The sequence below is a fragment of the Bacillus sp. EB V-12 genome, assembly GCF_056158125.1.
The window spans coordinates 1-15,200 of sequence record NZ_JBUXJL010000010.1; the positions used below are offsets into that span (position 1 = coordinate 1).

Consider the following 15,200-nt stretch of genomic DNA (forward strand, 5'->3'; position numbering starts at 1 on the left):
AAATCGCACTCTTTTTTATTGAATAGACAATAAAATGTTTCTGTTTATATTATGACTTTTAAATTACTTTAGGCGAGCTAAAGAACTGATTAACAGTATTAAAGTTTGACATAAAATAATGGATTCTATATTATATATGCTATAGCATGTAAATTGCGATTTATTTAGAGGTGGCATATGGACTTATATGAGTTAACAGGACATCTTGTTCATTATACTGATGTGAAGTTAACAAATTATATAATGTAAGTTTTTAATCACATATTGCTTATAAGATTTATCTTTTATATGCTATAGCATATAAAATGAACCTCTTAACTTGTAATGTTCAAAATTTAAATAACATAGTAGAAAATTCATGAAGCGAGGAGATTTTAGTAATGGAAAAATTCATATTAGCGTTTGATAGAGAACTTGTAATCGCAGAAAAAAAAGACACAACATGGAGCGTCCAATCGCAGTTTGTAGGTGCGAATCCAGTTGCTTTAGCTTCTGATCCATACGACCAAGAAAGAATGTATTGTGGTACTTTTGATAGAGGATTATGGAGAAGTAAAGATGGAGGAAGTTCATGGGAAGCAATTGGTACGTTGCCTTCATTTGGTGAAGTGTTCCCAGCTAATGCTATTCATATGAGAGCTATTACAGCAGTTTCTGTATCTCTAGCGAAGGGGGATGACGGTAACGGGATTGTATATGTAGGAACTGAACCGAGCGCAATGTTCGTATCAAAAAATGGAGGAGACAGCTTTGAATTGCTAACGGATTATCGCCAAATGCCATCTTATGCATCATGGTTCTTTCCTCAAAGAACATATACACACCATGTAAAACATATTGAAATTGATGCTAATAATCCAGAAACTATTTATACGACTATTGAGGTAGGCGGATTAATTAAAAGTGTAGATGGAGGTAAGACATGGACTGAGGAAAAAGAGGGGAACTATCCTCAAGATATTCACATTCTTACATCACATCGCAATGCCCCAAATCGTTTATACGGGGTGTTAGGTGATTCATTCTTGAAAGAACCAGGTCAAGAGTATGCGGAGAGTAATGATGGAGGTAAGACTTGGAACTATATGTGTAGCGGGCTAAAGCATCATTACGCATATCAAATGGCAGTTAACCCAAATGATCCAGAAAATATTGTTATCGCGACATCTTCAAATCCACACGTAGCGCATGATTACAATAATGGAAATTGTGAATCATTTATTTATAAGAAAGAAAAAAATCAGTCTTGGGCAGAAATGAATGTAGGTTTACCAACTCCTAAAGGCACAATCATACCAGTATTAAAGGCAACAAGTGATGGAACGTTTTATCTGTTTAGCAATAAAGGAGTGTATCAGTCAGTAGACGGTGGTTCAAATTGGACATCATTAGAGATTCCTTGGGAGAATAGATTTATGGAACAACATCCTTATGAGATGTTAATTATTAAATAAGTGACAGGTATAGTTTTTACTACTATTCATTGGTAATGTTTAGTTGAATTTAAATTAAAAATGTAAAAAGCCAGGTAATGTGTTATTCATGCTACCTGGCTTTTTTGACCAGCAATTTAAGGTTATTTTCATATTTGTGTAAATATGAAACAAGCAGGATACATGAATAGAGAATGGGTAAAATAATACCGAATGATCACTAGATTGTATCAATGATGCTATAAGTGTTTTTTTAGGGAAACTGAAGCAAGAAGCAGTGGTTTAGATTCAGAATGACTAGCAATTGGTGTTATGGTGTTCAATGGTTCAAAAATGAACTCATTTCAACTCATATTATCTTCGCAATGTATCATTTTGAAGAATATTAAAACTTAGGAGGAAATGAATTATGACAAAAGATTTCTATACTGCACTGAAAGAAAGACGTACTTACTATGGAATTAACAAAGAGGTACAAGTATCGGATGAAAAAATTAAAGAAATTGTGGAGTTTGCTGTGAAATATACTCCATCAGCTTTCAATTCTCAAACTGCGCGATTAGTTGTATTATTTGGTGAAGCTCATGATAAATTATGGGATATTACAACTGAAACATTAAGAAAAGTAGTTGGAGATGGAGATTTCTCAGGAACGCAACAAAAAATGGATTCTTTTAAAGCTGGTTATGGAACAGTACTATTCTTTGAAGATGAGGCTATCGTTAAATCGCTTCAAGAAAAATTTGCTGCATATGCTGAAAACTTCCCGATTTGGTCACACCAAGCATCAGGTATGCACCAATTAGTCGTGTGGACAGGTTTAGAAGCAGAGGGATTAGGGGCATCTTTACAACATTATAATCCATTAATCGACGATGAGGTAAAACAAGAATGGAATGTTCCTGCTAATTGGAAACTAATTGCACAAATGCCATTTGGTAATCCAACAGCTGCACCAGGTGAAAAAGAATTCCAACCACTTGAAGAGCGTGTGAAATTTCATAAGTAATATTCAAATGCAATAAAATGGAAATTTAATCAGTGGTGGTCTTACTGTCCGCAAATAGCGGGATAAGCTAACTGTATTGCGAAAATAAAACTGTTTAGTTACAAAAATTCTATTTATTATTTCTGTTAATCGAGTATGTATTAATAAAAGTTGTTAAAATCACTATTTTAATCTTTAAAGGAACAAGGTGATCGGTTTGATCATCTTGTTTCATTTCTTAAATTTTATTTTATTTATTAAAAAACGCTAGGTTTTCATAAATGCTTGAAAAACTAGCGTTTTAATAATAGGTATCTGTAATTTGATTACTTAAAACTATATACGAAAAAGCTTTTATGTTATTCCTCAAGTTCTATCCATTCCTGTGACCATTCTTCTATTCCGCGAATAATAGCTTCTAAAGCAAATCCTTTTTGAGTTAAAGAATATTCTATACGAACTGGTGTCTCAGGAAAGACTTTACGTTCGACAATTCCTTCTAGTTCTAATTCTTTCAATCTTTCTGAAAGTAATCTTCCGCTAACAGGAAGAGAAGATTCAAGCGTACAAAAGCGCTGAGGTCCAGAGAAAAGTTGGTAAATAATGAGTGCTGTCCATCGTTGACTAAAAAATTTCATTCCTTTTTCAAAGCGAGGGCATAATGTAGAATCATTCATTTTCCTTCACCTCCTAAAATAAATTATATAACATCTTACTATTAGTAACAAATATTTTTATAATTAATTACTTGACGTAAATTAATTACGAATGTATACTCACTTACATAAAGTAACTAAGTTGTTTTATGTAACTGAAACTCTTTTCTTTAAATGGCCAAAGTTGTAATGATACATATTGCATATAAGCTGAGAGAAAAAAGAATAGCATCTGTAAAAACACTTACGTTGTGTAAGTTAAACAATAAAAAATATAACGATGGAAGAGAATTTTTAGAGATTCTCAATACTAGGAGGTACCTAATGGTTACAACAGATACAATTCATATGTTAGAAGATAAAATTCAATTTATACATCAAGATGGAAAGGATATTTATTTAGTAGGTCCTATCAAATTGCCAATTAATTTATATGGGGAGACTAAAGTTTTTCAATGGTATTCTTGGTTACAATGTAGTGAGGTTACAAATAGTGTAGAAGGAATTATTGAAAAACTCTCATCTATTAATTTAGCTGATATGCAGCAATCTAGTGTGCTTGTATATGGTGATTTTGAGAATTCTGAAGATGCCCTAATTCGTATGCATAGTATTTGTCACACCGGTGATATCTTTGGTAGTAAACGTTGTGACTGTGGATTCCAATTAAAGCAGTCTTTACAAATGATTACAGAACATGGTTCAGGTGCTTTATTTTACTTAGCGAATCATGAAGGAAGAGGAATTGGTTTGTTTAGTAAAGCTATGACGTACCTCTTGCAAGAAAATGGGTTAGATACAGTAGAAGCTAATCTGAACCTAGGTTTTGAAGATGATGTTCGAAACTATGATGATACAATTGAAGTATTAAAAGCGCTACGCTCAAAACCTGTAAAACTTATTACAAATAATCCGAAAAAATTAGAAGCGTTACAAAAAGCTGGATTAAATGTTACGAGTCGTGAACCGTTATGGGGTGATGTCTCAGAGTTTAATGAGAAATATTTGCAAACGAAGATTCAGCGTTCTGGACATTTTGAAGGGGGACACTTACATGCTTGAGCATGAATTGTATATGAAGCTAGCACTAGAAAATGCCAAGGCTATGAAGGGACAAACGACTCCAAATCCATTGGTTGGATCTGTGATTGTAAATGATAATCGAATTGTAGGGGTCGGAGCACATATGAAGGCCGGAGAACCACATGCCGAAATACATGCGATACGTATGGCTGGAGAACAGGCACGTGGTGCTACAATCTATGTAACTCTTGAACCTTGTTCTCATCATGGTAGAACAGGGCCTTGTGCTGAAGCAATTGTACAAGCAGGAATTAAGAAGGTAGTAGTTGCTACACTTGATCCAAACCCGCTTGTTTCTGGACGTGGAATTAAAATTCTACAAGATGCAGGTATTGAAGTACTTGTAGGAGTGTGTGAAGAAGAATCTAAAAAAATGAATGAAGTCTTTAATAAATATATTTTGACAAAGCGTCCATTTGTAACGATTAAATCAGGAGTTACATTAGACGGGAAAATCGCTACGTCTTCATCGGATAGTAAGTGGATTACATCTACAGAAGCAAGACAGGAAGTACACCAAATACGAAATGAAAATGCAGCCATTTTAGTAGGAGCGAATACTGTACAAAAAGATAATCCATCATTGACAACGCGTATTCCAAATGGAAGAAATCCAATTCGCGTAATCTTGGACTCAACATTACGCATACCAATGGAAGCTAACGTTGTTACAGATGGAGAAGCTCCTACCTGGATATTTACAACAAATAATCATGCAGCGGAAAAAAAGAAGGCATTAGAAAATGCAGGAGTCAAAGTATTTGTTACTAGCGGAGAAAAGCATATAAACTTATATGAAATGCTTGATGTTTTAGGGCAAAAAGGAGTTTCCTCCCTGCTTATTGAAGGTGGTGGAGAGGTAAATGCTTCGTTTATTGAAAATAAATTGATGGATAAACTTATATTATATGTCGCACCAAAAATTATTGGGGGCAGATTGGCGCCTAGCTTTGTAGAGGGGACTGGTATTACTAAAATGCAAGATGCAATTGAATTTAAGGATATATCATTTACCCAGGCTGGAAAAGATTATAGATTTATTGGCTATCCAGAATATCGGAAAATATAAGGAGAATAAAAACTACTTATATGTTCCGATAAATGGATGGCAGAATGGAGCGATGAAGAGTGAAGTTTGGATTTGATATCGATGATACGTTAATTGATTTAAGGCAGCATGCTTTTCATTTATATAATAAAAAATTAAACAAAAAAGTAGGATTGGATATATTTCATTCTTTAAAAACAATTGAAATTCATGAAGCATTTGGCATGACTTCGGAGGAAGGCAGTCATATGTGGAATAGTTTGCTGGATGAAATTTATTATACTTCTTGTTCACCGTTTCCGTATGTAGTAGAGACATTGCAAGAATTAGAAAGACAGGGACATGAAATTTACTATATAACGGCGCGACCTAAAGAGCATGGAGAGCAAACAAAAAAATGGTTAATAGAAAAAGGTTTTCCGGTACATGAAGATCGCTTTTTCTATGGAATGAAGGATGAAGAAAAAATACACTTCATACAAGAAATAAAATTAAACTATTTCTTTGATGATAAGCCGGCAGTCTTAGAAACGTTAATAGGAAAACCGATAAATGTGTATGCAAAAACTACTTCTTACAATCAACATCTCAACATCCCACGTATTACAAGTTGGACAGAGTTAGAAAATATTATAAAGAAAGATATGTAAAGGTTTAATTAGAAAATTAAATAGAGCCAAGAGCATATTGAGTGTTACAATTTTAGAGGAAAGACATAGGTGTTATGTCTTTCCTTATTTTTTTGGATTACAGGGAATACTATCGTTTCTTTAAAGTGTGATGTGTTAGGAGTACTTTTGATAAAGAGGAAATAGAAAAATGAGCAATAAGAAAAATATTTTTAAGCTAGTCTAGTATGGAAGCGTAATTTATATTTCAAGGATAGGTTCCTCTGTTGCTGCAATATTTGCGGATATTTTGGATGAGAAGTTCAAGAATTAATGGGGTGTGTTCATAATCATGGATTTTCAGAAAACTAAAATTACAATGTTAGGTTATTTTGATTTAGTAGTGGATGATATGCAAAATTGCATATCGCAAAATAAACATCGTAATTTTGGGATTCTTATTATAAAATACATTACTTAAACTATATATTAGAATGGAGAATGTGAAATTGGAATTATTAAGAAACAGTAAGGTTGGTGCAAAACTAAACATACTAATAGCTATATCAAGTATTGCATGTATAGTATTATCCCTAATAGGATTTTTGGGGCTAGAAAGAGGGAAAAGTACTTCTTCTAATATGTATGAGGATAATTTACTACCAATTGAGCGGATTGGGATTGTAGAATCTAATTTTTATCATGTTAATATGAACTTTATGGAAATAATGTTATCAAAAGATGAAAAAAGAATGAATGAATTAATAAGAGAAATGGATGGAATTCGTAAGGAAAATGATCATCTTTTAAAGCTGTTTGAGGCTAAAGTTATTTCTACTAAAGAAAAAGAATTATATAACACGTTTCATGAAACATTTAATGAATTAAGGACTCAAATGAAGAAAGCACAAGAATTAGGGAAATCTAATAATGAGGAGGCATATGCATATTACCTAAAAGAGATTGAACCTAATATGCAAAAATCAATAAAATCAATTCGTGAATTGATTTTATATAATAGTAATAATGCAGAGCTTTTACAGAAGGAAAATAATAATAGTGCTCAAAATACAATGATAATGTTTGTTAGTATTTCGATTTTAGCAATTTTAATAATTATATTAATCGGATATATTATTAAAATAACTATCCGAAAACCACTTGCGTTACTACAAAGTGATATGGAAAAAGTAGCAGCTGGAGATTTAACAACACGTACTCCTTATAAAGCAAATAATGAATTAGGGCATATTGTTCAGTCTTTTAATAGTATGTTAGATAACCTTCAACAATTAATTGCGAATGTTAAGATGACAACACAAGAGGTTATTTCTACTACGGAGGGCGTATTACAAGATACAAATCGAGCGTCTAGTATTTCAAATGAGGTTGTACAGACTGTTTTAGAAGTAAAAACAAAAATAGAAGGACAGGTAACTAGTATTCAAGAGAGCTCATCCTCAATGGAAGAAATTACAACCGGGGTGCAAACTGTAGCTGAATCTTCAGCTGTAGTCGCTGAGGTAGCAGTAACGACTACAGAACGAATAAATATCGGTAGTGAAGTGATAAATCACTCTATTCTTCAAATGAATAGTGTGCATGATGTTGTCGAGGAAACATCAAAAGTAATAAATAAACTTGTTACACGTACACAACAGATTGATACAGCTCTCGCTGCAATTACAAATATTGCCGAACAAACGAATCTTCTTGCCTTAAATGCCGCTATTGAAGCGGCACGTGCTGGAGAGAATGGGAAAGGATTTGCAGTGGTTGCCGCAGAAGTTCGAGACTTGGCTGAGCAATCTAAAGAATCTGCAAAAGAAGTTAATCATTTAATAAAATCCATTCAAAAAGATACCCAAGATACAGTTAATGTCATGCAAAAAGGACAACAAAAGGCAGTAGAAGGAAAAGAAGCTGCTCACAAAGCGAATCAAACTTTCTTGTCTATTATGAGAGATATTGATAAAATTACGGGTCAAATTCAAGAAGTATCCGCAGCGACAGAAGAGATGTCTGCTGGTACAGAAGAAGTAAATGCTTCTCTTTCGCTAGTTTCTGAAACTGCAACGGATGTGAAAAAGGAGACTCTTCAAACAGTAAATTCAATTCAATCACAGGCCGTATCAATTGAACAAATATCAATCCAATCCAACAAAATGAAAGAAAAGGTGGAAGAATTAAAGGAATTGGTTTCAAAATTTAATATTACAGAATAAGATAATTTATTCAATTACAAATGTAATAACATGTATGAAAACACATGAAGACTTAAGGGGCTTCGTGTGTTTTTTTATTAAATAATGTATGAAATAATATTGGATCATTTCACGGTATTTCAAAATTTTGGTTTTATATTCATATATGCAAAATTACATATATTTAATGATTGATAATCACGAGTTAATGTAACTATAATAATTACACTGATAAATAACTTACTGACGACAGTTATAAGTGAAGAAGGAGGGTTTTATTGTATTTTGTATATGAAAAATAGAAAAGGAGATATGCAAATGAAAAGGTTACTTGTTATAGGCCTAATGTATACAATGTTTTTCCTCATAGGAAATATACACCTGCATGCTGATGAACGAACAAATGTAAAAGAAATTACTAGTTTAGAAGAGCCTACTTGGATATTTCAGGCGGGCATAAGTAAGGGGAAATATCACGATCGACAAGATTTAGGATTTATTTTGAAGAGAAATACACCATTAAAGGTAAGACAAACGAATCCTAATTTTAAAGACAAATTAACATTACGTTTATTGTCTAATGACTCAAAAAATGAAAAATCCATACAAGTAGGAAATGAATGGGTTACTATCCAAGGTGATACGCCTTTAGTTCCTTTCATAGATACTCCGTATGGTGAAGAGCACGCTGTACTTGAGTACCAACTAGGGAATGAAAGTGCTACTAAACCTCTTCCGATTTATAAACAACAAGGAAGTGTATCTCAATTTTTTAGTACATGGGATCAATTTGATGGAGAGTATGCGTTAATTCAAGGGGAGAGTTTTCAATTATTTGTACCTAAAAAAGATAAAGAGTTAGTAAGATCTTTAAAAGATTTTCAATCGTTGGATGAGTTAATTGCATATTATGAAGATATTTTTGCGATGTATGATTCAATTATTGGTTTAGATGGCTCAACGGTTGAAAATAAAAAAAGTCAAAATCGTTATTTCTTAAAAGCAGATATATCTGGTGCTGGCGGTGCCTATTATGGCGTAAATTGGACAGCCAATAGTACAGATAGTACAAAGATGTGGTTAGATAAACTAAGTTGGGGAACTTTACATGAAATCGCTCATGGATACCAAGCTGGTTTTGATAATCAAGGAATATTTACAGGAGAAGTTTCTAATAATCTATTTGGTGTTCAATATCAATATAGTAAATATGGAAAAAAAGCAGATCAAGTTGGTTGGTTGTTTAATTTCGGGAAGAAGGAACAGGTAGAACGGAATTTATACAATGCTTTAATGAAAGAAAATAAAAATTATGATGACTTAGATTTACGACAAAAACTTATTCTTTTAACGATGGCGAAACAAAAAGCTGGCAATGAAGCTTTTGCAAAAATGTATCAAGGTTATCGAAAACTAGCTAGTAATGCTGCTTTTAAAAAAGGTGACCATTCTTTACCAGATTTAATGAATCAGTATTATAGCGAGAATGTACAAGTTGATTTTACACCCGTTTTTGAAAGATGGGGCTTTAAGCTTAATCATAAACAAATAGAGATGAATAGGGCGAAAGGTTATCCGGCAGTTACTTCTTTAGCGTATATAGTGCCTGAATCACAATTAGCTAAGGCGAGAGCTCTAATTGATCCTGATATTCCGATAAACTCTAACTTTGAAATAGTTACGAATCAGCAAATTGCTTCACTTGGGTTAAAAGGGAATTTGCATATCCATTTAAATACAAATGAAATAGATACATTGAAAGGAGGAAAGATTAAATTAAAAGAAGGGAATACAGTTATTCAAGAAAAAACAATTGAAACAGCAGATATCAATTTACAAGACGTACCAAATGGAATCTATACGGTTGAGATTTCAGGTGGGAAAACGGATAGTATGTACCATTTCAGTACGTATTATGCCTATGTAAAGGAAAAGGATAATAGTTTAACGATTGATGTTAACGAAATGAAAGTGAGCAATTTGGTAAATGAAACGATTCAATTCCTAGGATTAGGAGATGATCAGTTTGCCGAATTAAATACAGACTTAGAACAAAAGCGAGCTGTTTTTACGGTTACTACTAAAATGCCTCATAGCTATTATGCAGGTGAAAAATATGCATCAATAGAGGTGTTTAATGAGAAAGGTGAAAAAATTTATACGAAGGAAATGGAAGGAACAAATGTAACCGTTGTAAAAGATATCATCCCACTAAAAGAAGGATATAGAATTAAAATCTATCATGATGAAGTAAAAAAACGATTAACTAGTAAAGCTACTATTATTAATCCTATAAATAAAACAAATGAATTTATAATGACAAAATGGGGATTGAAAAATACTTATTTGCAAAATAATCCAGAAAAAAATCTTATACAAAGAATTGATGAAGAAATGGAAGCGATTATAGGCAATCCGTTTTTAAAAGAGATACCAATGCAAAAAGTAGAAATGAAAAAGAATGTGTGGATGGCAATAAATATGTTATCAGAACCACAAAAAATAACGTATATAAATAAATATAAAGATAGCTTATATAATGAGTAATTTTTGAGAAATGAATTGAATCTAAAAAGTAGCAAACCAATCTATTAGCCTATGTATATAGAGGTATGTAAAATCGATTGGCTATAGTTACAATTTTTATCTAAGCTTAAAATTGTAAAATACATTTATTTAATTTGATAATACGATTATAAAGGAGTAAAAATATGAAGAATTTCGTAAAGGTAGGTTTAACTACAGGAGTGGTGTTATCGGCGATTATGCCTTATGGAGGAGTACATGCGGCAAAAGAAGATTTAAAAATGGAAACAAAGGAAGATACGTTCCGAACAGGTAATTTAACAGCACCTTCTCAAAAATCGGCAGAAAATGTAGCAAAGGATGCACTAAAAGGAAAAACAGAACAAGCATTATCATCAAAGCAAGTTAATACGGAATCCAAAGTTAATTATAATGTTACGCAAAGTCGTAAATCTTATGATGGTACTACATTGGTACGTCTTCAACAAACGTATGAAGGACGTGATGTATACGGATATCAACTAACAGCACATATTAATGATGATGGTGTACTTACGAGCGTTTCGGGGGATAGTGCCCAAGATCTACAACAACAGGAAGATTTGAAACAACCTATTACTTTATCAGAAGAGGATGCAAAGAAGCAGCTTTTCAACATCTATGGAAATGATCTTACATTTATTGAAGAACCAGAAATTAAACAAGTAGTATATGTAGATGAAAATACAAATAAAGCTACAAACGCATATCAAATTACTTTTAGTGCATCTACACCTGAATATGTATCTGGTACAGTATTAATTGATGCTTTTGGTGGTAATCTATTAAAAGAACTCGTTCAAAAATTAGGTATACAAGTAGATAGTAGTATTGTCCAATCTGTGACAGTAAATAAATCACAAGATCCTTCAAAATTAACAGGTACAGGAAAAGATGACTTAGGTATTAATCGTACGTTTGGAATTACGCAGCGAAGTGATGGAACGTACATGCTTGCAGATTATTCTCGTGGTAAGGGAATTGAAACATATACTGCTAATTATAAAGATTATAATAATTATAGAAGAAATGTATGGGGTTATCTCGATGATTTAGTAACAAGTAATTCTACAAATTTTACAGATCCTAAAGCAGTTAGTGCCCATTATTTAGCAACGAAAGTATATGATTTTTATCAAGAAAAATATGGCCGTAACAGCTTTGATAATAACGGACAAAAAGTAATTTCTGTCGTTCATGGTTGGAACACAAATGGTACGAATAAAGGGAATCCTAAGCAGTGGTTTAATGCATTTAGTAATGGGGCTATGCTGGTATATGGAGATCCAATTGTTAGAGCATTTGATGTGGCAGGACATGAATTTACACACGCGGTTACAAGAAATGAGTCTGGACTTGAGTACGCAGGAGAAGCTGGTGCAATTAATGAAGCGTTATCTGATATTTTAGGAGTAGCAGTTGAAAAGTATGCAAATAACGGAAAGTTCAATTGGACAATGGGAGAACAATCTGGTCGTATTTTTAGAGATATGAAAAACCCATCATCTATCTCTTCTAGATATCCGGAGGACTATAGACATTATAATAACTTACCTATTGATGCTGACCACGATCATGGTGGTGTACACACGAACTCTAGCATTATTAATAAAGTAGCTTACTTGATTGCTAGTGGTGGAAACCATAATGGAGTAAACGTACATGGCATTGGAGAAGATAAAATGTTTGATATTTTCTATTATGCAAATACGGATGAATTAAATATGACTTCTAACTTTAAAGAATTAAAAGAAGCTTGTATTCATGTAGCAACGAACTTATATGGTAAAGACTCATTAGAAGTACAAGCTGTCCAACAAGCCTTTAAAGCAGCTTATATTTAATATTATTGTGATGAATTATAAACCCTTTTATTTTAATATAGTGATTAATTTGTGTGTATAGGCAAAAACCTTGTAGAATTTTTCTGCAAGGTTTTTTTAGAATTTTATTTTACAAATGTGTTATATGGTTTTTAGTTAATTAGGATAAAAATAATCCTATAACTGTATGTAAGAATGTGTGATTTTACAACCTTTTCTATGATAAAAAAAGATACTACTTTAGCAAATATAAAGAGTTAGAAATTATAGTTTATAGGGCACTTTTTTGTTCCTATGGAACTTTAAAGTGCGTAATTTTCTTTATCGTTAATATATATCATAATGGTATTTATTAGTTGGTTTTAGCTTTACTCTGCTGTTGATGTGATTTTTTAACATGACAATGATTAGAATCAGAATTATCGAGTAGATCTAAATGATGATAATTTCGATTTTTAATTCAGTACAGAGTGCAATAGCTACATAATTTTCGTTTATACTCTTTCGAAAAAAGGGTGGATCTGCTTATTTTCTGTTAAAGATAAGAGAAGTGAACCACAATATAAACGTAATTATTTATTCCAACGTAAGTCAATCATGTAGCACATGAATTTGGAGGGATTTACATGCATATGCAATTAAAAGGAAAAACAGCACTGGTTACTGGATCTACGGCAGGGATTGGAAAAGCAATTGCCACTTCATTAGTAGAGGAAGGAGCTACTGTACTTATTAATGGACGCCGTGAAGAAAATGTTAATCAAACGATAAAAGAAATTCGAGCGCAGTATCCTGATGCTATCCTTCAACCTGTAGTAGCTGATTTAGGAACAGAACAAGGGTGCCAAAATGTGATTGAAAAGTACCCTGAAGTAGACATTCTTATTAACAACTTAGGAATTTTTGAACCTGTAGAATATTTTGATATCCCTGATGAAGATTGGTTTAAATTGTTTGAAGTCAATATTATGAGTGGTGTTCGACTTACTCGCTCATATTTGAAAAAAATGATTGAAAGAAAAGAAGGAAGAGTCATCTTTATTGCTAGCGAAGCAGCTATTATGCCATCTCAAGAAATGGCTCACTATAGTGCGACTAAAACGATGCAACTTTCACTTTCTCGCAGTTTAGCTGAGCTGACGACAGGAACGAATGTGACTGTTAATACTATCATGCCTGGTTCGACTTTAACGGAAGGAGTGGAGACTATGTTAAATAGTCTTTATCCTAATGAGCAATTGACAATAGAAGAAGCTGAGAAGCGATTTATGAAAGAGAATCGACCAACCTCTATTATTCAAAGACTTATTCGACCAGAAGAAATTGCCAATCTTGTCACTTTCTTAAGCAGCCCACTTTCTTCAGCAATTAATGGTTCCGCGTTGCGAATAGACGGGGGATTAGTACGTAGTGTGTTTTAAAAAATTAAAAACAACATAATATTCTGTTGAAGGTAAAGATGGTAAGGCAAATGAGTTGTATTTTATCTATTAATGGAAATATATAAAAAGCAAATTGCGACATGCAAACAGCCGAATTTTCTACTATAAGAAAAATTCGGCTGTTCTTTTTTTACTTGTTGTAAAGGATGGAAAGTTTTTAAGGTTGTGGCACGCCTCTTAAGACAAAGATAAGGCGAAGCAATCCCGCTGTTGTTTGTATTATTTAGTGAAAGTTACCAAACGTTTTTCAACACTATTTTCCCAATTGCTTCTTTCGAATCCAAATAATCATGTGCTTGTGCAACTTCATCAAACGTGAATGATTTAGAATCTAGCAATGGACGAAGTTTTCCTTCTTCTACAATTTGCGTTATTTTCGTTAAGATTTCTCCGCAATCATTACGCTTATCTGTATGTAATATTTTTAACGCCATAAAAGTAACGTGCAGAGAGAGTCCTTTTGCGTGTAAAGGAGAGAGGTCATGGGTTGAACGAGCTGCAATTGTTACGACGGTTCCATTGACCGCAGCAGCTTCAAACGAATGATCAAGATTCTTGCCGCCTACTGTATCAAATATAACTTCAAATCCGTTGCCATTCGTATGTTTTTGCACATATTCTTGAACAGATTCTTCTTTATAATTAATAGCTACGTCAGCTCCCAGACGATGAGCTATTTCAATTTTTTTCTGCTGAGAAGCGGTTGTAAAAACTTTAGCGCCTGCCCATTTAGCTAGTTGAATGGCTACGTGTCCTACGCCACCAGTAGCTCCATGAATGAGGACATTTTGACCAGGTTTAATATTTGTACGATCAAATAAAGATTCCCAAGCTGTAATTGCCACCAATGGTAGAGCAGCTGCTTCTTCCATTGTTAAATTTTTAGGTTTTTGAGCAATTAATCGCGCATCAGCAAGCATAAATTCTGCAAGTGCACCACCAGTTTCTTTAAAACCTCCGGCACATCCGTATACTTCATCCCCTGATTTGAATTTCGAAACACCTTCTCCTACTTCAATAACAATACCAGCTACATCGCCGTGTAATATAGCTGGAAACTCAGGAGCGACTGCTGAAACAGCGCCACTACGCATTTTTGTATCGATTGGATTTACACTTGTTGCTTTTACATTGATTAGAACATGACCTGGTAAAAGTTTTGGTTTTGAAACTTCTTCTAATTGAAATACAGATGAATCCCCAAAAGAATGGATAATTTGTGCTTTCATAGTTTATACCTCCTGTTTGTGGTTATAGCATAGCAAAGTACGAAAAATAAGTATAATATTTTGAATTTGGTTAGTGAGAATTTTATATAAAGAAGAGGAAAATGCATGAAATGAAATAATG

At 33.1% G+C, this 15,200-nt stretch carries 11 protein-coding genes; 9 read left to right on the top strand and 2 right to left on the bottom strand.

All coding sequences use genetic code 11. The features are described 5' to 3' along the window. The first annotated feature begins 380 nt into the window (after window positions 1-380). On the top strand, window positions 381-1,454 hold the full coding sequence (locus tag ACZDYH_RS23890; RefSeq protein ID WP_088363229.1) for a WD40/YVTN/BNR-like repeat-containing protein: 1,074 nt from the start codon (window positions 381-383) through the stop codon (window positions 1,452-1,454). Window positions 1,455-1,842: 388 nt separating this feature from the next. Beyond that, entirely contained in the window at window positions 1,843-2,442 is a 600-nt protein-coding gene (locus ACZDYH_RS23895) for a nitroreductase family protein (protein ID WP_000158938.1), read from the top strand. A gap of 338 nt (window positions 2,443-2,780) precedes the next feature. Here ACZDYH_RS23895 and ACZDYH_RS23900 read toward each other — a convergent pair whose 3' ends face one another. Further along, window positions 2,781-3,098: a winged helix-turn-helix transcriptional regulator gene (locus ACZDYH_RS23900; RefSeq protein WP_001000102.1), complete on the bottom strand. Its 318-nt coding sequence runs from the start codon at window positions 3,096-3,098 to the stop codon at window positions 2,781-2,783. A gap of 303 nt (window positions 3,099-3,401) precedes the next feature. Here ACZDYH_RS23900 and ACZDYH_RS23905 point away from each other — a divergent pair, with 303 nt between their 5' ends. The 7 genes from ACZDYH_RS23905 (at window position 3,402) to ACZDYH_RS23935 (ending at window position 13,829) form a co-directional block, all read left to right on the top strand. Next, window positions 3,402-4,139, top strand: a complete 738-nt coding sequence (locus ACZDYH_RS23905) for a GTP cyclohydrolase II (RefSeq protein ID WP_000258865.1) — start codon at window positions 3,402-3,404, stop codon at window positions 4,137-4,139. Then, window positions 4,132-5,229, top strand: coding sequence for a bifunctional diaminohydroxyphosphoribosylaminopyrimidine deaminase/5-amino-6-(5-phosphoribosylamino)uracil reductase RibD (gene ribD, locus ACZDYH_RS23910; protein ID WP_048655681.1), 1,098 nt, complete (start codon window positions 4,132-4,134; stop codon window positions 5,227-5,229). The genes ACZDYH_RS23905 and ribD overlap by 8 nt, the downstream gene beginning before the upstream one ends. Window positions 5,230-5,288: 59 nt before the next feature. Continuing rightward, window positions 5,289-5,858, top strand: a complete 570-nt coding sequence (locus ACZDYH_RS23915) for a 5' nucleotidase, NT5C type (protein WP_434712432.1) — start codon at window positions 5,289-5,291, stop codon at window positions 5,856-5,858. A 467-nt stretch (window positions 5,859-6,325) separates the two neighbouring features. After that, the gene (locus tag ACZDYH_RS23920; RefSeq protein WP_048655679.1) at window positions 6,326-8,041 is read left to right on the top strand and encodes a methyl-accepting chemotaxis protein; all 1,716 of its coding nucleotides are present in this window, start codon (window positions 6,326-6,328) and stop codon (window positions 8,039-8,041) included. 297 nt (window positions 8,042-8,338) lie between these two features. Then, entirely contained in the window at window positions 8,339-10,567 is a 2,229-nt protein-coding gene (locus ACZDYH_RS23925; RefSeq protein ID WP_048655796.1) for a putative mucin/carbohydrate-binding domain-containing protein, read from the top strand. 164 nt (window positions 10,568-10,731) lie between these two features. After that, complete coding sequence (locus tag ACZDYH_RS23930; RefSeq protein WP_048655678.1) at window positions 10,732-12,429, top strand: M4 family metallopeptidase; 1,698 nt, start codon at window positions 10,732-10,734, stop codon at window positions 12,427-12,429. 605 nt (window positions 12,430-13,034) lie between these two features. After that, complete coding sequence (locus tag ACZDYH_RS23935; protein WP_048655677.1) at window positions 13,035-13,829, top strand: SDR family NAD(P)-dependent oxidoreductase; 795 nt, start codon at window positions 13,035-13,037, stop codon at window positions 13,827-13,829. A 254-nt stretch (window positions 13,830-14,083) separates the two neighbouring features. Here ACZDYH_RS23935 and ACZDYH_RS23940 read toward each other — a convergent pair whose 3' ends face one another. Further along, window positions 14,084-15,079 carry a zinc-dependent alcohol dehydrogenase family protein gene (locus ACZDYH_RS23940; RefSeq protein ID WP_088363228.1) on the bottom strand — a complete coding sequence of 332 codons (996 nt, stop codon included), beginning with the start codon at window positions 15,077-15,079 and terminating at the stop codon, window positions 14,084-14,086. Window positions 15,080-15,200: the final 121 nt, after the last annotated feature.